Origin of the sequence: Allochromatium warmingii (assembly GCF_900107145.1) — a bacterium.
GTDB classification, from domain to species: Bacteria; Pseudomonadota; Gammaproteobacteria; order Chromatiales; family Chromatiaceae; genus Thermochromatium; species Thermochromatium warmingii.
The window spans coordinates 38,239-57,879 of record NZ_FNOW01000013.1; the positions used below are offsets into that span (position 1 = coordinate 38,239).

At 57.1% G+C, this 19,641-nt stretch carries 23 protein-coding genes; 13 read left to right on the forward strand and 10 right to left on the reverse strand.

Features of this window, described 5'->3' with window-relative positions; all coding sequences use genetic code 11:
- Nucleotides 1–32 precede the first annotated feature (32 nt).
- The 5 genes from BLW10_RS05750 (at nucleotide 33) to BLW10_RS05765 (ending at nucleotide 3,338) form a co-directional block, all read left to right on the forward strand.
- Nucleotides 33–1,490 carry an NAD(P)/FAD-dependent oxidoreductase gene (locus tag BLW10_RS05750; RefSeq protein WP_091332972.1) on the forward strand — a complete coding sequence of 486 codons (1,458 nt, stop codon included), beginning with the start codon at nucleotides 33–35 and terminating at the stop codon, nucleotides 1,488–1,490.
- 89 nt (nucleotides 1,491–1,579) lie between these two features.
- Nucleotides 1,580–1,738: a hypothetical protein gene (locus tag BLW10_RS13960; protein ID WP_012971339.1), complete on the forward strand. Its 159-nt coding sequence runs from the start codon at nucleotides 1,580–1,582 to the stop codon at nucleotides 1,736–1,738.
- Nucleotides 1,735–2,382, forward strand: a complete 648-nt coding sequence (nadD, locus tag BLW10_RS05755) for a nicotinate-nucleotide adenylyltransferase (protein ID WP_091332974.1) — start codon at nucleotides 1,735–1,737, stop codon at nucleotides 2,380–2,382. Before BLW10_RS13960 ends, nadD begins: the two co-directional genes overlap by 4 nt.
- Nucleotides 2,383–2,457: 75 nt before the next feature.
- Nucleotides 2,458–2,820 carry a ribosome silencing factor gene (gene rsfS / locus BLW10_RS05760; RefSeq protein WP_091333033.1) on the forward strand — a complete coding sequence of 121 codons (363 nt, stop codon included), beginning with the start codon at nucleotides 2,458–2,460 and terminating at the stop codon, nucleotides 2,818–2,820.
- Nucleotides 2,817–3,338: a dihydrofolate reductase gene (locus tag BLW10_RS05765; RefSeq protein WP_091332975.1), complete on the forward strand. Its 522-nt coding sequence runs from the start codon at nucleotides 2,817–2,819 to the stop codon at nucleotides 3,336–3,338. Before rsfS ends, BLW10_RS05765 begins: the two co-directional genes overlap by 4 nt.
- An 8-nt stretch (nucleotides 3,339–3,346) precedes the next feature.
- On the opposite strand, the gene BLW10_RS05770 is transcribed toward BLW10_RS05765, so the two are convergent.
- Both BLW10_RS05770 and apaG read right to left on the reverse strand, forming a co-directional pair.
- Nucleotides 3,347–4,177, reverse strand: coding sequence for a symmetrical bis(5'-nucleosyl)-tetraphosphatase (locus tag BLW10_RS05770; protein ID WP_091332977.1), 831 nt, complete (start codon nucleotides 4,175–4,177; stop codon nucleotides 3,347–3,349).
- A gap of 28 nt (nucleotides 4,178–4,205) precedes the next feature.
- The gene (gene apaG, locus BLW10_RS05775) at nucleotides 4,206–4,577 is read right to left on the reverse strand and encodes a Co2+/Mg2+ efflux protein ApaG (protein WP_091332978.1); all 372 of its coding nucleotides are present in this window, start codon (nucleotides 4,575–4,577) and stop codon (nucleotides 4,206–4,208) included.
- 167 nt (nucleotides 4,578–4,744) lie between these two features.
- On the opposite strand from apaG, the gene BLW10_RS13710 reads away from it, so the two are divergent.
- A complete protein-coding gene (locus BLW10_RS13710) occupies nucleotides 4,745–4,930 on the forward strand; it encodes a hypothetical protein (RefSeq protein WP_143117022.1) in 186 nt (61 codons plus the stop codon).
- A 133-nt stretch (nucleotides 4,931–5,063) separates the two neighbouring features.
- Here the strand turns inward: BLW10_RS13710 and BLW10_RS05780 are convergent, their stop codons facing one another.
- The 3 genes from BLW10_RS05780 to BLW10_RS05790 form a co-directional block, all read right to left on the reverse strand.
- Nucleotides 5,064–5,900, reverse strand: coding sequence for a sirohydrochlorin chelatase (locus tag BLW10_RS05780; protein WP_091332980.1), 837 nt, complete (start codon nucleotides 5,898–5,900; stop codon nucleotides 5,064–5,066).
- Between the two features lie 3 nt (nucleotides 5,901–5,903).
- Nucleotides 5,904–6,398 (reverse strand): YbaN family protein, encoded by a 495-nt coding sequence (locus BLW10_RS05785; protein WP_091332981.1) that lies wholly within the window; start codon nucleotides 6,396–6,398, stop codon nucleotides 5,904–5,906.
- Between the two features lie 94 nt (nucleotides 6,399–6,492).
- Complete coding sequence (locus BLW10_RS05790; protein WP_091332983.1) at nucleotides 6,493–6,912, reverse strand: hypothetical protein; 420 nt, start codon at nucleotides 6,910–6,912, stop codon at nucleotides 6,493–6,495.
- Between the two features lie 102 nt (nucleotides 6,913–7,014).
- On the opposite strand from BLW10_RS05790, the gene BLW10_RS05795 reads away from it, so the two are divergent.
- The 4 genes from BLW10_RS05795 to BLW10_RS05810 all read left to right on the forward strand — a co-directional run bounded on the left by BLW10_RS05795 (nucleotide 7,015) and on the right by BLW10_RS05810 (nucleotide 11,784).
- Nucleotides 7,015–7,965, forward strand: a complete 951-nt coding sequence (locus BLW10_RS05795; protein ID WP_091332985.1) for an adenylate/guanylate cyclase domain-containing protein — start codon at nucleotides 7,015–7,017, stop codon at nucleotides 7,963–7,965.
- A gap of 110 nt (nucleotides 7,966–8,075) precedes the next feature.
- Nucleotides 8,076–9,413, forward strand: a complete 1,338-nt coding sequence (locus BLW10_RS05800) for a TolC family outer membrane protein (protein WP_091332986.1) — start codon at nucleotides 8,076–8,078, stop codon at nucleotides 9,411–9,413.
- Nucleotides 9,414–9,425: 12 nt separating this feature from the next.
- Nucleotides 9,426–10,535, forward strand: a complete 1,110-nt coding sequence (gene aroC / locus BLW10_RS05805) for a chorismate synthase (RefSeq protein WP_091332988.1) — start codon at nucleotides 9,426–9,428, stop codon at nucleotides 10,533–10,535.
- Nucleotides 10,536–10,638: 103 nt separating this feature from the next.
- Entirely contained in the window at nucleotides 10,639–11,784 is a 1,146-nt protein-coding gene (locus tag BLW10_RS05810) for an MFS transporter (RefSeq protein ID WP_091332990.1), read from the forward strand.
- Nucleotides 11,785–11,817: 33 nt separating this feature from the next.
- Here the strand turns inward: BLW10_RS05810 and BLW10_RS05815 are convergent, their stop codons facing one another.
- The 5 genes from BLW10_RS05815 to BLW10_RS05835 all read right to left on the reverse strand — a co-directional run bounded on the left by BLW10_RS05815 (nucleotide 11,818) and on the right by BLW10_RS05835 (nucleotide 16,097).
- Complete coding sequence (locus BLW10_RS05815; RefSeq protein WP_091332992.1) at nucleotides 11,818–12,762, reverse strand: HD-GYP domain-containing protein; 945 nt, start codon at nucleotides 12,760–12,762, stop codon at nucleotides 11,818–11,820.
- 85 nt (nucleotides 12,763–12,847) lie between these two features.
- On the reverse strand, nucleotides 12,848–13,270 hold the full coding sequence (locus BLW10_RS05820; protein WP_091332993.1) for a BLUF domain-containing protein: 423 nt from the start codon (nucleotides 13,268–13,270) through the stop codon (nucleotides 12,848–12,850).
- A 257-nt stretch (nucleotides 13,271–13,527) separates the two neighbouring features.
- Complete coding sequence (locus BLW10_RS05825; RefSeq protein ID WP_091333035.1) at nucleotides 13,528–14,877, reverse strand: ammonium transporter; 1,350 nt, start codon at nucleotides 14,875–14,877, stop codon at nucleotides 13,528–13,530.
- A gap of 68 nt (nucleotides 14,878–14,945) precedes the next feature.
- The gene (locus tag BLW10_RS05830; protein ID WP_091332995.1) at nucleotides 14,946–15,284 is read right to left on the reverse strand and encodes a P-II family nitrogen regulator; all 339 of its coding nucleotides are present in this window, start codon (nucleotides 15,282–15,284) and stop codon (nucleotides 14,946–14,948) included.
- A gap of 87 nt (nucleotides 15,285–15,371) precedes the next feature.
- Nucleotides 15,372–16,097: a TorF family putative porin gene (locus BLW10_RS05835; RefSeq protein ID WP_091332996.1), complete on the reverse strand. Its 726-nt coding sequence runs from the start codon at nucleotides 16,095–16,097 to the stop codon at nucleotides 15,372–15,374.
- 357 nt (nucleotides 16,098–16,454) lie between these two features.
- Here BLW10_RS05835 and ubiK point away from each other — a divergent pair, with 357 nt between their 5' ends.
- From ubiK to BLW10_RS05850, 3 genes are all read left to right on the forward strand, one after another.
- Nucleotides 16,455–16,709 (forward strand): ubiquinone biosynthesis accessory factor UbiK, encoded by a 255-nt coding sequence (gene ubiK, locus BLW10_RS05840; RefSeq protein WP_091332998.1) that lies wholly within the window; start codon nucleotides 16,455–16,457, stop codon nucleotides 16,707–16,709.
- 14 nt (nucleotides 16,710–16,723) lie between these two features.
- Nucleotides 16,724–18,241, forward strand: a complete 1,518-nt coding sequence (locus BLW10_RS05845) for a YifB family Mg chelatase-like AAA ATPase (RefSeq protein ID WP_091332999.1) — start codon at nucleotides 16,724–16,726, stop codon at nucleotides 18,239–18,241.
- 145 nt (nucleotides 18,242–18,386) lie between these two features.
- The gene (locus tag BLW10_RS05850) at nucleotides 18,387–19,637 is read left to right on the forward strand and encodes a PilT/PilU family type 4a pilus ATPase (RefSeq protein WP_091333001.1); all 1,251 of its coding nucleotides are present in this window, start codon (nucleotides 18,387–18,389) and stop codon (nucleotides 19,635–19,637) included.
- The last annotated feature ends 4 nt before the right edge of the window (nucleotides 19,638–19,641 follow it).

Consider the following 19,641-nt stretch of genomic DNA (forward strand, 5'->3'; position numbering starts at 1 on the left):
GATATTATAAAAGTGTGGATGGAGGAGTTGTTATGGCACGTATCGTGATTCTCGGGGCCGGTATTTCCGGTCACACAGCCGCCCGCTATCTGGGTAAATGGGTTGGCAAAAAACACGAAGTCATCGTGGTTTCGCCGAAAGCGAAATGGAATTGGATCCCCTCCAATATTTGGGTGGGCGTGGGTGAAATGAACGAATCTCAGGTCACCTTTGATCTGGAACCCGTTTATAAAAAAATCAATGTCGCCTTTCATCAGGCGCGAGCGATTTCTATTAACCCAGAAGGGAGCGCCGCGCATTCCAAGCCATTCGTCACGGTCGAATATACCGATCCAGCACGCGCCGGTGAATCAGCTAATATCGAATATGATTATCTGATTAACGCCACCGGCCCCAAACTTAATTTCGGTGCAACGCCGGGATTAGGGCCAGAGACTGGCTATACCATGTCAGTTTGTACGCCAGAACATGCCGTCGAAGCCAATGAAAAATTGCGCGACTGTATCGCTGACATGCAAAACGGCGCGACAAAAACCTTCGTTATTGGCACTGGGCATGGCATGTGTACCTGTCAAGGTGCCGCCTTCGAATATATTTATAATGTCGATCATGTCTTGCGCGAAGCGGGGGTGCGTGATCGCGCCCGCTTGGTCTGGATTAGCAATGAATATGAACTCGGTGATTTTGGCATGGGCGGCGTGCATATCACTCGCGGCGGATATGTCACCAATGGCAAGGTGTTCGGCGAATCGCTGATGGTCGAACGCGGCATAGAATGGATTACCCGCGCTGCTGTGACCAAAGTCGAGCCGGGTAAAATTTATTACGAGCAACTCGACGGCAGTCAGCATGAATTAGCATTCGATTTCTCGATGCTGATTCCGCCGTTTTCGGGCGTTGGCTTCAAAGCCTATAACCAATCGGGCACGGATATTACCGAGCAAGTGTTTGCGCCCAATGGCTTTATGAAGGTCGATGCTGACTATAATCCCAAACCGTTTGAAGAATGGAGTAAAGCCGATTGGCCGAAAACCTATCAAACGCCCAACTATAAAAATATCTTTGCTATTGGCATCGCCTTCGCACCGCCGCATCCGATTAGCAAGGTAATGAAAAGCCCAAGCGGAATGCAAATTAGCCCCACGCCGCCGCGTACCGGAATGCCCTCAGCGACGATTGGCAAAGCCGTCGCTGAAAATATCCGCGATCTTTTAAATGGCGCAACCGAATTGCGCCATACCGCGTCAATGGGTGAAATGGGCGCAGCCTGCGTTGCATCAACCGGCATGGATATTTTTAAGGGCACAGCCGCAACCATGACTGTCTTTCCGGTGGTGCCGGATTATGAAACCTATCCGCAATATGGGCGTGATATGGATTTGACGTTTGGCGAAATTGGTTTAGCTGGGCATTGGATGAAATACATTCTTCATCATGTTTTCATCTATCAGGCCAAATTACGTCCGGGTTGGTCGATTCTGCCCGATTGATGCCACATTGATTGCGGTCTGCGTTATCGGGCGCAGATAATAGCGCCCGTTGCATCCCAGATCACTCAAAAACGCGAGGATTTGCTTCCATGCCCGCCAAAAATAAAGAACCCTATCAGCAAGCCTATTATCCGCCGGTTCCCACTGGTTTTACGCGCTACATGCGCCAATCTATTCCGTGGCAATTCATTCGCTTTTGGATCATCAATTTCAAGATTTTCAAGCTGCTCGTGAAATCACATAATTGATCGGTCTGCTCGGCGGCACCTTCGATCCGGTGCATTTCGGTCATCTGCGGGCGGCGCTGGAATGCCTGCAAATGCTCGATCTGGCGCAGGTGCGCTTTATTCCACTGCGCGTTCCCGTGCATCGCCCGCAACCGCAAGCCAGCATCGCCCAGCGCGTGGCGATGTTGGCCGCTGCACTCGCCGATGAACCGCGCTTTGTGCTCGATCAACGCGAGCTGCATCGCGACGGCCCTTCCTATACACTGGACACCCTGCGCTCGTTGCGCGACGAATTTGGGGCTAGTCAACCGCTATGTCTGCTGATTGGCGCGGATGCCTACGCTGGGTTTCTCGACTGGCATCGCCCATTGGCGATTTTGGAGCTGGCGCATCTGGTGGTGATGCACCGCCCCGGACATGATCCGATTGCCAGCCCTGCTCTGCGCCAGCTCTATCAGGAACGCGCCTGCACCGCGCCGCACCAGCTCGCAACGCAGGCCGGGGGTCGGATTCTGTTGCAGACGCTGACGCCGCTGGATATTTCCTCGACCCGCATCCGTGCCCTCATCGCCCGTGGACACCGCCCGCGCTATCTGCTCCCCGATGCCGTGCTGACGCGCATCGAACACGATCAGCTCTATGCGCGACCGGATCGACGCGGTTGAGCGCGACACGGCCCGCTGACACTGATGATCACTTTTTGCGCATTTAATTTGATGATGAATACACACGCCCAATCCATCCCGCTTGACCAACTGAAACAAATCGTGCTTGAAACACTGGACGACATGAAAGCCCGCGATGTGCAAGTGCTTGATGTACGCGGCAAAACCGCCGTGACTGATTATATGATCATCGCGTCCGGCACCTCGGATCGGCATGTAAAAGCGATTGCCGAAACGGTCGCATTTCGCGCCAAAGACGCGGGCGAAACCCCACTCGGCGCTGAAGGACTGGCCGAAGGCGAATGGGCATTAGTCGATCTGAACGGCGTAGTCGTCCACGTTATGCTCCCGAAAGTGCGTGACTTCTACGGCCTCGAACGGCTGTGGTCAGTGCCGACCGCCGCCACTGCCCCGCGTTTGACTATCGTCTCTGCGTGAAACAGCCACAGCTTGCTCTGGTCGCGGCGCTGGATCGGGCGCGGGTGATCGGGCGCGACAAGCAGCTTCCCTGGCATCTGCCAGCGGATCTGGCGCAGTTTAAGGCGCTGACGCTCGATAAACCGATTCTCATGGGGCGGCGCACTTGGGAATCACTGCCCGGACTGCTGCCGCGCCGTCGGCATCTGGTGATCTCACGCGATCCGCACTATCAAGCCGATGGATGCGACGTGTTCAACTCACTGGATGCGGCGCTGGCGGCGGTCGCGGGTGCGGAAGTCATGGTGATCGGCGGCGCGTCGCTTTATGCGCAAACGCTACCGTTGGCGAAGCGACTGTATCTGACGTTGGTACAGACAACGGTTGCCGGTGACACCTATTTTCCTGAGTGGAATCCGGCTGACTGGCGCGAGATCAAGTGTGTTGACTATCCGGCGGATGCGCGTAACGCCTTTGCGATGCGGTTTGTGGAATTGGAGCGGGAGGAGAGCGGTCAGCGTCTAGCTGGAAGCTGGTAACTGATCCATCACCCGGGTCGAACATAGCCCGCACACGGAAGCTGAATCGGTTCAAAGGGGTCGCAGTCAAGCCGCAGCGCCGTGAGCGCCCCACCCCACAGACAGCCGCTATCAATCGCCCACACATTCTCACCGCTCCAATATCCCAGCGTTGACCAGTGACCAAAAATGATTCGCTCGTTGCGGGTGCGGCGCTCCGGTACGCGGAACCAGGGCAGCAGGCCGGGCGCTTGACTGCCGATCTCGCCTTTTTCTTTAAGTGCGAGCGCACCATCAGCGGTGCAAAAGCGCATGCGCGTCAAAGCGTTGGTAATCAAGCGCAGGCGGTCGAGGCCGCTGAGTGTCGCTGACCAGCGCGTCGGTTCATTGCCGTACATCGCGTGCATAAATGTTGCATAGTCGTCTGCACGCAACACGCACTCCAGTTCATGCGCACAGGCTTGTGCCTGTGCCAGATCCCATTGCGGGGCTAATCCAGCATGAACAAGGGTCACGCCTAAGGTTGAATCGTGATGCAGCAGCGGTCGGCGACGCAACCAATCGAGCAGTTCATCGCGATCCGGCGCACGTAAAATTGCGCCAACTGTGCTGTGTTTAGAATGCTTGGCGTTGCCCACTGCAACGGCCAGCAAATGCAGATCGTGATTGCCCAGCACCACTGTCGCTGCCGCGCCGAGCGCCCGCACGCGCCGCAAAACGGCTAAGGATTCGGGGCCACGATTGACCAGATCACCGGCTAACCAGAGCTGATCGGTCGTCGGATCGAAGGCGAGTTGATCGAGCAGGCGTGCAAATTCTGCGTAACAGCCTTGTAGATCGCCAATGGCATAGATTGACATGCGACATCATACCAACACAGCGTTACGGTCAATGCAGGCGCGTCGAGGTCAGCGAAAACGCCGGAATCGCGGCAGTAAAGCGCGTGCCGTCGTCACCAATCAGACCATACTGACCGCGCATACTGCCGAGTGGCGTCGGCAACACCGCACCGCTGGTATAGCGGAACGACTCGCCCGGGCGCAGATAGGGCTGCTCGCCGACGACACCTTCGCCGCGCACCTCCTGCGTCTGGCCATCGGCATCGGTGATGATCCAATGACGGTCGAGCAACTGCGCTGCCCGAGTGCCGCGATTTTCAATAGTGATGGTATAAGCAAACACATAACGCTGCTCATGCGGGGCCGAGTGCTCCGCTTGATACTGACTTTGGGCTGAGATCGCAATGCAATAGTCGCTCACACCTGTGTACCTTTAACCAACTGTTGCGGCTGAATCGGCTGTTGTGCCAACCGTGAAATAGGATACACGGCCCAGAACAGCTCGGAACAGCTTCCGGTAATCTTGTCGGAATTTGAGATAGTTGTAGAATATTACTAATAACTTACTTGAATTGTTGGAGCAACTGAATGATCTACAGGAAGCGGCGTCATCGAAGGCCCGATCCGCTCATTGTGCTGATGTTTGCCGTCATCACGGGATTTGGCGTCACCGTGAGCTATCAAATCCTCAACAGTGCGCCAACTGAGCGCAGTGAGGTCGCCGCACAGCCGACTGTCACCCAGCCTATTGGAGCTACAGTGGCCGGTGGTTGAGCGTTGGGGCAACGCTGCTTGCGACAGGATTTACAGGATTCAATCAGGATTAATAAGATTATTAAACACTTGTTTTACAAGCTTTTTTAATTAAAACAATCCTGTAAATCCTGAAACACCGTGTTAATCTTGTCTAACGTGCGTGACGCAATACCTGCTGCACACGACTGGCAAGAATCTCAATCAATCTAGGATGCTCCCCAACCAATGGGGCCAGATGCAGCGGCAGCGTCGGAAACTGCGCCCTGATGCGTGCGCCGATCTGCGCCAGATCGCCGACTGGCCCGGCGTGGCGTCCGGCGGACAAAAACAGCAATGCCACGCGAATCGGTGTCTGCGCATCCTCGGATGCCAACTGCGTCAATAGCGCTTCTAATAACGGGCCGTTAAAATCATATTCCGCGCCCGCCCGCCGCTCCATCACCGCTTCGTATAACTGCACCGTCGGCCCCAACCGCGTCGCTAACTGACGCGCCAGCCAGCGCCGCACGGCGGTGACTTCGGGAATCGGTGAGCCATGATCGACCAACACCACGCGCTCCAGCGGTTGCGTTGCTACGGATGGAATCGCGGCAAGCTGATCCGCCAAAATCTCGACTAAACGCGGCTCACCATCCGGCAATGGGCAAAGTTCGGGCGCGATGTCGAGCCGCAACGGGCCAAGTTCGGCCTGCACCTGCGCGACTAATTCGGGGATGAACGCGGTGAGGGCGCGACTGCGACCAAAAAACACCGGAATCAGATTAAACTCACGCTCACCAGCTTGCACCAAGCGGCGCAGGGCGACGGCGAGAATCTCGGCCGCCTGACCGTCGAGTGCGGCGGCAGGCACGCGGTCAGCGTGTAATAACGAGACTGGCAGAACCGGCTCGCCAAGTTGTGCAGCCAGTTGCGCGGCAATGCGGCGCAGATTGCGCGTCGAATCGGCGCGGCGCGATCCGTTATCAACCAACAACAGGCGTGACGGCACGCGCTAGGCCTCAGATGTGGGCGGCTTGGGGTGCGACTTCCAAGCGCGGGTATCGAGGGTCACGGTCAAGGGGCTGGCAGCGGGAATCGGTGCCGGGCGCATCCCTTCCGGTCGGGTGAGAATCCACAGCGCGACGGCGCTCAGTATGCCGCCAACCAACAGCATAAACGGCCAGCGCGGGGCGGCCAGTGCAATCCAGATCGCCAGACTCGCGGCCATGCCGATCACCGCAGCGGTTTTACCCGTGCGGCAGATTTCGCCGTGTTCGAGAAAGCGCCGGATTGATGCGCCAAAATGCGGATGTTCGATCAGAAAGCGCACGCGCTGCGGGCGACTGCGTAGCCACAGCCAAGCGGCGCAAATCCAAAACACCGTTGTCGGCATCAGCGGCACCACCATGCCCACGAAACCGAGTCCGAAGCAGAGCCAAGCTAACAGATTGTAGAGATGATGGCGGCGGCTGGCGCGGGCCGCCTGAGCGTGCGTGGGGGAGTCCATAATCAGCCCTCGGCGTTGCGGGGGCATCAGTGTAGTGGATTTCCGCGCCAAATTCCCTGACAGCGCACGCGGTAACAGGTGCTATCAGTCGCGCTTAACGATGCACGCCATGATCGGCTAACCATTTGACATCCAGTTCCCAAGCGACGCTTTTCACGCCTGGCTGTGCCAAAATCAGCCCCATTGCCCGCTTTTGGTGGTCGATCAGAGCTTGTTGTGCAGCGACCATCGCCGGATCATCCTGCGCCTTGCCGACGAGCTTGGGATCAATTACCTGCAAAAAGCTGTAGGCGGGAAAATCTGGTGAACGCGGGGTCGAGATCATCGCTACGCCATCACGCAAGGCCCGCACGCGGAACTGATATGGATACCCGGCAAGCTTGGCATCAGCCGTTAAAACATCGTCGAGCGCACCCGCCCCAGCGTCGCTGGTTGTCGCTTGTCCCCAAAAAAACAGGGCAGCGACTAAGATAGCACCGAGCAGCAAGCTATAGTTACGTGTAAAACGATCCATTGGGGTCAATTGGCTCTGTGGCCGTTGTCGAAGGAAGTCAGTCGATAGGATGTCGCCTAGCGGCCAGCTATCCCATGAAAATCATCAATTATGGCTGTTTATATGCGCAAATCTCATCCTATCATTGGTGCTCAGGCTACGGTTCTGATTGTCGATCTGCGCGGCTTTTCGGCGCTAATGGATTCGGTTGCGCCGACGCTGATGGTTGAACTGCTCAATCGCTTTTTTGCGCTGATGGCCAAAATTGTTGATCGACACGGCGGCTTAGTCGATAAATTTATGGGAGATTCCGTGATGGCGGTGTTTGGTGTTCCGACCCGCCACTCGGATGATTTAATTCGGGCGCTGAATTGCGCAATCGAAATGCAGCTCGGCATGATTGACCTCAATCGTCAGAGTGAAGCGCGAGGTGAGCCACGGTTATATGCCGGCATTGCGGTCAGTACCGGCGATGTAATGGCCGGATGTTTTGGTTCTGAGGTGTATAACGAATACACCGTGATTGGCAATCCAGTGAATTTAGCTTCGCGGATTGAAGGTTATGCGCTGCGCGGCCAGATTTTATTAAGTGAAGCGAGCTTTCAAGCGGCCGGCAATCGCATTCAGATCGGCAGTGTCAATGAAGTGCAGGTGAAAGGCCGTTCACAGCCGGTGCGCCTCTATGAACTTAAAGCGGTGAATGAGCCGCGTTTATTGCGCGTGCCGACTATTGAAATTCGCAAAACGCCTCGAATTTTGGTCGATTTTCCAGCCGTCTTTCAGCGCGTCGAAGATAAGCGGATTTTGCCAACGCGCTTAGTTGGTCAGGTGAATGATTTGGGCTATTTTGGGCTATGCGCCGATTTGTCGGTGATGCTGCCGCCCTATTCAGAAGTGCTGATGTCACTGGCACCTGAATTTGGGCTGGATTCACAGGTTGAAGTCTATGCGCGGGTCTTGCGCACGCAGCCGCATAACGCGCAATTTCGCACGAATTTGCAATTTACGACCATTGATACACCCGGTCATCGCAAAATCAAACAGTATATTGACCATATTTTGTGGGGGAGTTAAGCGGCGCTATGGCGCGGGCGTCGCATTGAGACCACACCCACTTGTCGCCTATACTGCCAACTTGAACCCATTTCGCGGCCAGTCGGCCCGTTTGCAAGGAATTTTTGACTATGAGGAGACTGCTTCCGGCTTTCATCCCGCTGCTGCTGTGCGCAGCGCCGCCGCCCCTGCTGGCCGAAGATCTGCTGCAAATTTATGATCTGGCGGTGGTGAGCGATCCGAGTCTGCGCGAAGCCGAACAGACGTTATTTGCCACCCGCGAAGCTAAACCGCAGGCGCGTTCGCTGTTGCTGCCGAGTCTGAGTCTGCAAGGTGATGCGACCTTTTATGACACCGAGACGCGCACGGCGACGATTGATCGTCAGGATCGCTTTGATACCCAGAGCGTGAAAGCCGTTGTCAAACAGAGCCTGTTCAATCGTGCTAACTGGATGACGCTGCAACAGGCCGACAACATCATTGCCCAAGCCGAAGCGGACTATCGCAACACGCAAATCGAACTCATGGTCAAGACCACCGAGGCCTATTTTGATGTATTGCGGGCAGCGGATGCGGTCACGGTGCGCGAGGCGCTGGTGCGGGCCGATGAACGCCAACTGGAGCAATCGCGCCAGCGGTTTGAAGTTGGGTTGGTCGCGATCACCGATGTCAACGAAAGTCAGGCTTCTTACGATAAATCACGCGCTGACCTGATTACCGCTCGCAATCAGCTTGATAATGCGTGGGAAGCCTTGCGCACCATTGTAGGGCCGATCAGCGTGCCGCTGGCGCGATTGGGTGACAAGCTACCGCTCTCGCCACCGGAACCCAATGATATTGAAGCTTGGGCTGGCGCGGCGATTCGCTCGAATTACGGCATTTTGGCGGCGCTTGAATCGGTCAATGCCGCGAAAGCCAGCATCGAAATCGAACGCTCCGGGCATTTGCCCAAGCTCGATTTGCAGGCCGGATATGACATCTCGCGTTCTGATGCGATCAATGGTCAGGATACGGATAGTTCATTTGTCGGTCTGTCCGTGAGTGTGCCGGTGTTTCAGGGCGGGGTCGTGACCTCACGCACCCGCGAGGCCGGTTACAAATACCGCGCCGCGCAAGATCGGCTCGATCAGGTGCGGCGGCGTGTCGATCAGTTAGCCAAAGATGCGTTTCGTGGCATTCTCTCCAGCATCGAAGATGTCAAGGCGCGTCAAGCGGCGATTGTCTCGGCACGCTCGGCGCTCGAATCGACGCAAGCCGGTTTGGAAGTCGGCACCCGCACTCAGGTCGATGTGCTCAACGCGCAACGCAGTTTGTTTGAGGCCGAATATAACTATATGAGCGCCCGCTATGATTACATTATCAATGGGGTCAAGCTGCATCAGGCCACCAGCACCCTGAGCCGCGAGGTATTAGCAAAAGGCAATGCTTGGCTCGATCCGAACAACAGCGTTCCGCCACCGGCTAACTGAGCCTGTCTGAATATGTCTGGTAATAGCATTGGTCGTCATTTTGTAGTCACCAGCGGCGGCGAAAGTCATGGCCCGGCGCTGGTCGGCATTGTCGATGGTTGTCCGCCCGGACTGGAACTGAGTGCAGCGGATTTGCAGCGCGATCTGGATCGGCGCAAACCAGGGCAGTCGCGCCACACCACGCAGCGGCGTGAGTCTGACACTGTTGAAATTCTCTCCGGCGTGTTTGAGGGGCGCACCACCGGCACGCCGATTGGTCTGTTGATTCGTAATGAGGATCAACGCTCGCACGATTATTCTGCGATTGCTGACCGCTACCGCCCGGGTCATGCCGATTACAGCTATGACCAAAAATACGGCATACGCGATTATCGTGGCGGCGGGCGTTCATCGGCACGCGAGACGGCAATTCGGGTCGCAGCGGGCGCGATTGCCAAAAAATATCTCGCCGACCGGCTCGGCATCACGATTCGCGGCTATCTCTCACAGCTTGGCCCGTTGCAGCCACGCGGCTTTGACTGGGAACAGGTCGGCTGCAATCCGTTTTTTTGGCCGTGTGCCGAGACGGTGCCGGATCTCGAACACTACATGGATGCCCTGCGCAAATCGGGCGATTCGATTGGTGCGGCGGTCACCGTCGTCGCTTCGGGGATGCCGACCGGCTTGGGTGAGCCGGTGTTTGATCGACTCGACGCCGAGATTGCCCACGCGCTGATGAGCATTAACGCGGTCAAAGGGGTCGAAATCGGCGCGGGCTTTGCCTGTATCACTCAAACCGGCAGCGAACATCGTGACGCCATGACGCCGGATGGCTTTTTGTCCAATAACGCCGGCGGCATTCTCGGCGGGATCTCGACCGGACAGGACATCATTGCACGGCTGGCGCTCAAGCCCACCTCCAGCTTGCGCTTGCCGGGCCAGAGCATCGACCGGCAGGGCACGGCGGTCGAGGTCATCACCACCGGACGACATGATCCCTGTGTTGGCATTCGCGCCACGCCGATTGCGGAAGCGATGTTGGCGCTGGTGCTGATGGATCACGTTCTGCGGCAGCGCGGCCAAAATGCCGAGGTTGTGCCGCCACTGCCAGCGATTCCCGCCAGCCCCCACTCGCTTATCTAAGCATCACTCGTCTCCAGTCTGTCCCCGTTGAACTGAACCGCTGCGGTTCAGCAGCGGGGCGAGTGTCACCTATCTGCCCGTCACCGAGCCATCGAGCCACCTCATGCCGTACTGGCGTCTGTCGAGTTATTACCTGTTTTATTTCGCCTCACTCGGCGCACTCGTGCCCTATTGGGGACTGTATCTGCAAGATGCCGGGTTTGATGCGCTCGCCATTGGTCTGCTGATGGCGATTCTCGCTGGAACCAAGATTGTAGCCCCAATGGTCTGGGGAGCCATCGTCGATCACAGCGGCCAGCGGATGCCGGTGGTGCGGCTCGGCGCCGTGCTCGCGGTGCTGGGTTTGGCGACGCTCTATCTCACCGATGGCTTTTGGGGCATGGCTCTGACCCTGTTGTTATTTAGCTTTTTCTGGAACGCCTCGCTGCCGCAAATGGAGGCGGTGACCTTTAATCATCTGCGCGACCGTCCGACGCGCTATGCGCTGGTGCGGGTGTGGGGATCGGTCGGCTTTATTCTGGTGGTGGTGGCACTGGGACTGGCGCTGGAGCAGGGATCGCTGGCACAGGTGCCGCTGTGGGTGCTGGTGCTGGCGCTGGGCATCAGCGTCACGGCTTGGCTGGTGCCCGATAGCGCCCCGCCCGAACACCCAACGGCACCTGCGGCGTCATTGCGGACAGTGATCCGTCAGCCGCGTGTCTTGGCATTTTTTGCGGCCTGTTTTTTGTCGCAACTCAGTCACGGTCTGTATTACACCTTTTATTCGATTCATCTGGAAGCGGCGGGCTATTCGAGCACGGCGGTTGGCTGGCTGTGGGCGGTGGGCGTGATCGCCGAGGTGCTGATATTTCTGGTTATGCACCGCTTGCTAGAGCGATTCGGAGCGCGGCGGGTGCTGCTGTGGAGTTTGGCTGTCGCCGGCGTGCGCTGGGCGTTGATTGGCGGCTGTGTCGAGCAGCTCAGTGTTTTGATTGTGGCACAGTGTTTACACGCGATTAGCTTCGGAGCCTTTCATGCCTCGGCGATTCATCTGGTGCATCATATTTTTTCCGGTCGCACGCAGGGACGCGGCCAAGCACTCTATAACAGCCTGAGTTTTGGGGCCGGTGGCGCAGCGGGGAGTTTACTTGGCGGTCTGCTGTGGTCAGCGGTCGGGCCGCTGGTGACGTTTGGCGTTGCAGCCATTGCAGCGGTGGGCGGCTGGCTGGTGGCGTGGCGCTGGATGGATCGGACGTTAGATCGGCATTAGATCGGGATTGAGCACGACCGCGAGCCGCGGGCGTTATAACCGCTCGCGCAACCGTGCCAGCTCAACGCGCACCCGTACCTCTTCGTGATAAACAGAGCGTTTGACGGCAAATGCTGGGGTTTGCGTATCGCGCACCAGCGGCAAACTGAGCGGTGCGCCGAGTGGATCAGTAATTGCAATCGCCAGCGGACAGTTGACGCGCTCGCCGCGCCGCATGACGACCGCCAGTTCACCGCTGTTGAGTTGCACATAGCTGCCCGGCGGATACATGCCCATTTGTTTGGCAAAGAGGGCGCTAAGTTCGCCGGAATGATCGCGCATTTCCAAATAAAGATTCCGCAGCGCGATATTGGGCGCGAGTCCGCGTCGCGTGCGGCGCGGGCTGATGCGGGCGATAAACAGATCGCTCATACGCAACAGATGTTGCAGCGGATCCTTGACCAGCTTGCCGCGTGGATAGCCCTGACCGTCTGGGGTTTCGTGATGATCGGCGACCAACGACAACCAAGTCATATCCATCACGCCGACTTTGCGCAATAGTGCCGCGCCGTCAAGCGGATGCTGTTCAATCGCCAAGCGTTGTTCGACATCGAGCGGCTGACTTTGCAACACGAGCTGATCTTGTAACTGCCGCATCGCAATATTCATCGTCAGCGCCGCTTGAATCAGCGCATCGAGCGGTGCGCCCGCAATCCCTGCACTGGGCGCGATCAACAGACAGGTCGTGGCCGCTAACAGTGCGTGGGTGGCGCTGTAGCCGTGATGCGGGTCTTGCAGCATCTGCGCCAGCACAAACAAGCTATCGTCGGGATGGGTGGCGAGTACCTGCGCCAGATCCTGATAAATCCCGTGTAACTGCGTCGGCAGCTCGGCGCTGCTGGCGCTGAGTCGGTTTAAGCGCCGATGCAGCAGCGGCCAGAGTTCGAGCGGATCGAGTGGCGGCGTCTCAGCGGGGTGTCCGCGATCAGGTGTCGGCATAATCAAGCTGGTTACTAAAAGTCGATAACCGCCATTTTAACCGGACACGCACGCAACGGCCCGGAGACGCGGGATTTTGCGGTGATTATTGATTTCGTGCAAAGACCAGCAGCAGATCAAATGCCAGTCCACGATGTGCGCCGATGCTTTCGGGTGTAAAACCACACTCAAAAAAGGGCGCAAAGTTCGGATGCCGTCGAATCTCCTCGGCGGCAATCTGTTTAAAACCCATGCTCCAGTTGGCAAAACTGCGCTCGGCAATCTCACCGCGTTCGAGTTCGATCAAGCCGTAATGCCGCCCATCGCGGGCGACCCGCGCATAGGTCTCCTCGACAGCAGTGGCCTCACCTTCAAGCACCTGAATAAAACAACCATCGGTATACAGCAACATGCCGGTGATGCCATTTTCGGCATTCTGGCGGGCGGAGCTATCGAGAATCGCTTTGAGATCGGCGTCGCTGCACGTTTGATGCGCCGTGCTCATATAAATGATATGGATCAATGGCATAGGAATCTCCAGATAGGATTGATTGCAAACGTGCCGGATCTAAATCTAAGCGGTTGCGTGTAACCGTTCGCTCAAGGCGAACCATGATAGGCGGCGCGTGCGCTAGGCGCTATGGTGCGGTGTGTTTGAAGCAGACGCAAACTGGCGGGCAAAAGAATGGGGCCACGCTGGTGGCCCCGAAAATCACAACAACAACATCGAAGAAGCCGGTCAGGACGCACTGAGCGCCGTGACCATGAGGCGACGAACGGTCAGCGTTAGAGGATGTAACCGCGTTCGTCGTGCTGTGAGAGATCCAGACCCATCGTCTCCTGTTCCTCGGTGACGCGCAGCCCCATTGTGGCTTTCACAACCAGCAAAATCAGCAGACTGAGCACGCCGCCATAGACCAGCGTGGCGATGACCGATAAGAACTGAATCAGCACCTGTGCGCCCATGCTGTCGATGCCAGCGGCCAACCCAGCGCCACCGAGCAGCGGCGAGGCAAACACGCCGGTCAGGATCGCGCCGACAATACCGGCCACACCATGCACGCCCCAGACATCGAGCGCATCGTCATAGCCGAGCTTGCGCTTGAGTTTGGTCGAGGCGATGAAGGCGAAGAGCGCACCGGCAAAGCCAATCGCGATGGCCCCCATCGGCCCAGCGGTACCGGATGCGGGGGTGATGGCGACCAGTCCAGCAACTGCGCCGGTAGCGATACCCAACACCGAGGGTTTGCCGTGATTGATCCATTCGGCAAACATCCAGGTCAGCGCAGCGGTTGCGGTGGCCAGTTGTGTGACCGTCAGCGCCATACCCGCCACGCCATCAGCGGCCAATTCCGATCCGGCATTAAACCCAAACCAACCGACCCAGAGCATCGACGCGCCCATCACCGTCAGGCCGAGGTTATGTGGCGGCATCGCCGTGCCCGGATAGCCTTTGCGTGGCCCGAGCACAATCGCCGCCATCAGCGCCGCGATACCAGCATTGATATGCACCACCGTGCCGCCGGCAAAATCGAGCGCCGCGCCACCTTCCGCCGTCAGGCCGAGAATCGCGCCCAGATTGGCAATCCAGCCGCCGCCCCAGACCCAATGCCAAATCGGGACATAAACCAGCGTCAGCCACAGCGCCATAAATACCAGCATAGCTGAGAATTTCATGCGCTCGGCAAAGGCACCGACAATCAATGCCGGAGTGATGATCGCAAAGGTCATCTGGAACGTCATGTAGAGTGATTCGGGGATCGATCCCGCCACCGCATCGACCGTCAACCCAGCGAGAAAGAGCTTATCAAAACCGCCGATAACGCTTTGCAACGCGCCGCCGTCGGTGTACGCGAGACTATAGCCGTAAATGGCCCAGAGCAGGCTCATCAGCGCCGTGATCGCAAAACACTGCATCAGCACCGAGAGCACGTTTTTAGCGCGTACTAGACCGGCATAAAACAGCGACAAGCCGGGGATGGTCATAAACAGCACCAGTGCCGTCGCGGTGAGCATCCAAGCGGTGTTGCCGCTGTCAAGCGTCGGCGTCTCTTGCGCGAGCGCCAGCAGCGGAGAACCGAGCAAACCGAACGCCAGCAGCGGTCGGAGTCGTCGAGCGGGTGAAGTGACGGGCATCATTAAGATCTCCGGAAAAGCATGAATCAGGTCGAGCAGGTCGATTAAGTCGTATCGCAGCGGTTCAATCAGAGCGCGTCTGCGCCGGTCTCGCCGGTGCGAATGCGGATCACCTGATCGAGTTCAAAGACGAAGATCTTGCCGTCACCGATTTTGCCGGTGCGGGCGGCGTTACTGATTGCTTCGATGACTTGCTCGACCATCGCATCATCAATAGCGATCTCGACTTTGATCTTCGGCAGAAAATCCACGACGTATTCCGCGCCGCGATACAGTTCGGTGTGACCCTTTTGGCGGCCAAAGCCCTTGACTTCGACGACGGTGATGCCGGAGACACCGATGTCGCCGAGTGCTTCACGCACGTCGTCGAGCTTGAAGGGTTTAATAACGGCTGAAATCAATTTCATGGTGCATCAACTCCGAATCCAGCCAGGGGCCGCCGCCCCTGGGTAATGAATAACGAATCAGTCGTGGTCAACGACGCTCTGACATGCTTAGAAGTCTTTATTCCAGCCGATCCAAACTTTCGGATCAGTGTCATACGTATCGCGCCCGATTTGATCGTAATTAAAGCTGACGGTGCCAAAATCACCGGCTTCACGGCTAATTGATAGACCCCAGTGCGCGTAATCGACGCCACCGATGTCATAATCAAAATCGTAATAGCCACCGCGCAGACTTAAGCCCAAGTTATAGGGCAATTCAAAATCGAGGCTGGCGTAATAATACCAATCGCCTTCGATAAATAATGCCTCGCCATCAACTGCGCCCGGCGCGTCATCGGCTTGACCATAGAAGGTATAAGAAGTCCCAATGGTCAGCCATTTATAGCTGAGGCTGACATCGAAATCGGCGAGATCGAAATTATCATGCTCATCTTCAGGATAGGCGTAATAGCCAACTTTGAGTGCATAGCCGAGATCGTCGGTAATAGAACCATCGAATCCGGCATAAACATCCAGCTCATAGCCTTTTGTGCCAAAATCGACATTCGAGACCCAGGTACCAAGCGAAAAGCCGCTTTCATGGGCGTAATCCAAACCGCCTTGAATCGCCGGAGCGTTATCGGTCTGGGTCACGCCGCGCCAGATATAATTGCTCACGACGCCGATATTGGCGCTGACCGAATGCGGCCCCTCAGCGACAGCCAGCGGCGAGAATTGTGTGCCCATGACCAATAGGCCAGCGGCAGCCGTGGCGCTGATGCGCGGTGTGTTCATGCAACGATCCTCATGCGATTGGGTTAAATGCCTAACAGGCAGGATTGGATGCAACGACGCTGACCATCCAACCGGCGTGCGGGTATGAGCGCATCGGCCCGAAATTGTGTGCAGATTCTTAGCAGAGACTGTGCCACAGTTGACACGAAGGCGAGCCGATCCAGCACGCAACCCGGTACACCGCTGCGCTCTGACTACGACTGCACCAAAATGGAGCAGTGTCGCACCTGAGCACGGATTGAATGCACGGTCGTGGAGCGTGCGCGAAAAGCAGACGCTCCGCGCACGCGCCCCTATAATGCCCGCAGGCGTTGGTCAGACCCAACGTGTTTTTACCGCAACGCAAGGTGTTCACTTATGCTCGATCCGAAACAGTTTGACGATCTGTGGCAACGATTCTCCACCGCGATGCCGAAGGGGTTGCAAGTGCTCCAAGACGATGTCAACCGCAATATGCGGGCATCGCTGGAAGCCGGTTTAGCGCGGCTCGATCTGGTCACCCGCGAGGAATTTGATGTGCAGGCGGCGGTGCTGGCGCGTACCCGCGAAAAACTCGCCGCACTGGAAGCACGGTTAGCGGAGTTAGAACGCGCTGGTGCGCAGACGGACTGACTGAGGCGACGCTGGTGGGTTTGTGCATCCTACATAGTCGTGGGCGACTCGGCATCGACGCGCCGCCAGTGACGGTCGAAGTTCAGGTCTCCGGTGGACTGCCAACGATGTCCATCGTTGGTCTGCCGGAATTGGCGGTGCGCGAGAGCAAAGACCGCGTCTACGGCGCATTCATCAACAGCGGGTTTCAGGCTCCGAACGGACGTATCACCATCAATCTCGCTCCGGCAGACTTGCCGAAAGAAGGCGGACGTTTTGATCTGGCGATTGCGCTCGGCATTCTCGGTGCCTCGGAGCAATTGCGCCCCGATGCGCTCGCAGACTATGAAATTGTCGGCGAATTAGCCCTATCCGGTCAGTTGCGCCCGATTCATGGGGTGTTGCCGGTGGCAATGGCCGCTCGCGCCGCCGGACGCGCCCTGATCGTGCCGCATGAGAATGCTGCTGAAGCGGTCATCGTCAACGGATTGGCTGTCTATCCAGCGAGCCATCTGCTAGAAGTCTGTGGCCATCTCGCCGGCACCAAACCGCTGGCGCGACAGCAGGCCGCTGCGCAAGCGCAGTCTCTGCCAGCGTATCCCGATCTGGTCGAGGTGCGCGGTCAGGAACAGGGCAAACGGGCGCTGGAAATCGCCGCCTGTGGTGGGCATTCGATCCTGATGCTCGGGCCACCGGGCACCGGCAAATCCATGCTCGCCAATCGCCTGCCCGGACTACTCCCGCCGCTGACCGAAGGCGAAGCCCTCGAAGCCGCCGCGATTCGTTCGGTAAGCGGCCGCGATCCTTTTGATCCGGCGCGGTGGCTCGAACGTCCATTTCGTTCCCCGCATCATACCGCTTCGGGTGCAGCGTTAGTCGGCGGCGGCACCCATCCACGCCCAGGCGAAATTTCGCTGGCGCATCATGGCGTGCTCTTTCTCGACGAACTGCCCGAATTTGATCGGCGCGTGCTCGAAGTGCTGCGCGAACCGCTCGAATCGGGCTGGATCGACATTGCCCGCGCCGCCCGTCAGGTGCGCTTTCCGGCGCAGTTCCAGATGGTCGCCGCGATGAATCCCTGTCCCTGCGGCTATCTGGGCGATAGCACCGGGCGCTGTCGCTGCTCACCAGAACAGGTTGCCCGCTATCGGGCGCGACTCTCCGGCCCGTTGCTCGACCGCATTGATCTGCATGTCGAAGTGCTCCGGCTCGAAGTCGGCCAACTCACCGGCCCCACGCCGCGTGCCACCGAGACAACCGCCCAAGTACGAGCGCGGGTCAGTGCCGCTCGTGCCCGCCAACTCGACCGCGTTGGCAAACCCAATGCCGCCCTCACCCCGACCGAGATCGAACGCGACTGCGCCCTTGATGCTGCCGGTCAACGACTGATTGAACAGGCACTCACACGGCTGGCGCTCTCCGCCCGCGCTTATCATCGCATTCTCAAAGTCGCCCGCACTATTGCCGATCTTGCTGCCGTCGAACAGATCAGCATCACCCACTTGAGCGAAGCTATCGGCTACCGGCGACTCGACCGAGGCGCAAAAGTTTAAGCTGGTGCCATGTTCCATAAGCCGTGCCCGGCTTATCATTGCGCACGCTCGCGGGGACATCGGTTTTAACCCGCTGATTGTTCAATAAGCTGGCCGCTGATTGCTGGCGGCTGACCGCTCGCTAACCACACATGCAAGGTGCGTCATGGATCGTCAACAAGCGGCTACATTCATGCTCGACTGTCTGCGCAAAATGACGCAGAAAAATGGCTCAGATTTATTTATTTCCGCCGGTTTTCCGCCTGCCTGTAAAATTCACGGGCGCATGACGCCCATGAGTACACAAGCACTCAGCGGCGAGCAAACGAATATTTTGGTGCGCTCGATTATGAATGATCGGCAAGTGCGGGATTTTGATGCGCACAAAGAATGTAATTTTGCGATTAGTCCCAAAGGCATTGGACGTTTTCGTGTCAATGCCTTTGTGCAACAAAGCTTATCGGGCGCAGTCTTGCGCACCATCAATTCCGGCATTCCGACACTCGACGAATTAAAACTGCCGCCAGTGCTCAAAGACGTCGTGATGAATAAACGCGGCCTCGTGCTCATGGTTGGCGGTACCGGATCGGGTAAATCGACTTCATTAGCGGCCATGCTCGGACATCGCAATGCCAACAGCTATGGTCATATTATTACCATTGAAGATCCGGTCGAATATGTCCATCCGCATGTGAATTGCTTGATTACGCAACGCGAAGTTGGTGTTGATACCGAAAGCTGGGATGCTGCGCTCATCAATACCCTACGCCAAGCACCCGATGTGATTTTGATTGGCGAAATCCGCACCCGTGAAACGATGGAACACGCTATTAATTTCGCCGAAACCGGCCATCTCTGTTTATCCACGTTGCACGCCAATAGCGCCAACCAAGCCCTTGATCGTATTATTAACCTCTTCTCTGAAGAGCGCCGCACTCAACTGCTCATGGATCTCTCGCTCAATCTCAACGCTATTATTTCGCAACGCCTACTCCCTGCGACTAATGGCGGGCGTGTAGCGGCTGTCGAAATTATGCTCAATTCACCGCTGATTCAAGACTTAATTTTTAAGGGTGATGTCGGCGGTATTAAAGCGGTAATGAAAAAATCGCGTGAATTGGGAATGCAAACATTTGATATGGCCCTGTTTGACTTACATGAAGCCGGCAAAATCAGCTACGAAGATGCATTGCGCAATGCTGACTCGATGAATGGTCTGCGCTTGGCTATCAAGCTTGAAGGGCGCGGCGCACATGAAAAAAATCATTTTGGTGAGGCCAGCACCTTTACCATTGTTAGCGATGAAACTGAAGACGAAGGCATAGGCGCAGATTCAAGTTTATTTGGCGAATCCACTCCGGTTTCAACCATTGAAGATCCCCCTACTGATCTTGCAGCGCGTTTTAAAACAAGTTAATCAC

Bases quoted from the DNA above. Each gene is read 5' to 3' on its own strand.
- BLW10_RS05750 (WP_091332972.1), top strand. From the start codon at position 33: ATGGCACGTATCGTGATTCTCGGGGCCGGTATTTCCGGTCACACAGCC.
- BLW10_RS13960 (WP_012971339.1), top strand. From the start codon at position 1,580: ATGCCCGCCAAAAATAAAGAACCCTATCAGCAAGCCTATTATCCGCCG.
- BLW10_RS05770 (WP_091332977.1), bottom strand. From the start codon at position 4,177: ATGTCAATCTATGCCATTGGCGATCTACAAGGCTGTTACGCAGAATTT.
- BLW10_RS13710 (WP_143117022.1), top strand. From the start codon at position 4,745: ATGATCTACAGGAAGCGGCGTCATCGAAGGCCCGATCCGCTCATTGTG.
- BLW10_RS05785 (WP_091332981.1), bottom strand. From the start codon at position 6,398: ATGGACTCCCCCACGCACGCTCAGGCGGCCCGCGCCAGCCGCCGCCAT.
- BLW10_RS05790 (WP_091332983.1), bottom strand. From the start codon at position 6,912: ATGGATCGTTTTACACGTAACTATAGCTTGCTGCTCGGTGCTATCTTA.
- BLW10_RS05795 (WP_091332985.1), top strand. From the start codon at position 7,015: ATGCGCAAATCTCATCCTATCATTGGTGCTCAGGCTACGGTTCTGATT.
- BLW10_RS05800 (WP_091332986.1), top strand. From the start codon at position 8,076: ATGAGGAGACTGCTTCCGGCTTTCATCCCGCTGCTGCTGTGCGCAGCG.
- aroC (WP_091332988.1), top strand. From the start codon at position 9,426: ATGTCTGGTAATAGCATTGGTCGTCATTTTGTAGTCACCAGCGGCGGC.
- BLW10_RS05810 (WP_091332990.1), top strand. From the start codon at position 10,639: ATGCCGTACTGGCGTCTGTCGAGTTATTACCTGTTTTATTTCGCCTCA.
- BLW10_RS05815 (WP_091332992.1), bottom strand. From the start codon at position 12,762: ATGCCGACACCTGATCGCGGACACCCCGCTGAGACGCCGCCACTCGAT.
- BLW10_RS05820 (WP_091332993.1), bottom strand. From the start codon at position 13,270: ATGCCATTGATCCATATCATTTATATGAGCACGGCGCATCAAACGTGC.
- BLW10_RS05825 (WP_091333035.1), bottom strand. From the start codon at position 14,877: ATGCCCGTCACTTCACCCGCTCGACGACTCCGACCGCTGCTGGCGTTC.
- BLW10_RS05830 (WP_091332995.1), bottom strand. From the start codon at position 15,284: ATGAAATTGATTTCAGCCGTTATTAAACCCTTCAAGCTCGACGACGTG.
- BLW10_RS05835 (WP_091332996.1), bottom strand. From the start codon at position 16,097: ATGAACACACCGCGCATCAGCGCCACGGCTGCCGCTGGCCTATTGGTC.
- ubiK (WP_091332998.1), top strand. From the start codon at position 16,455: ATGCTCGATCCGAAACAGTTTGACGATCTGTGGCAACGATTCTCCACC.
- BLW10_RS05850 (WP_091333001.1), top strand. From the start codon at position 18,387: ATGGATCGTCAACAAGCGGCTACATTCATGCTCGACTGTCTGCGCAAA.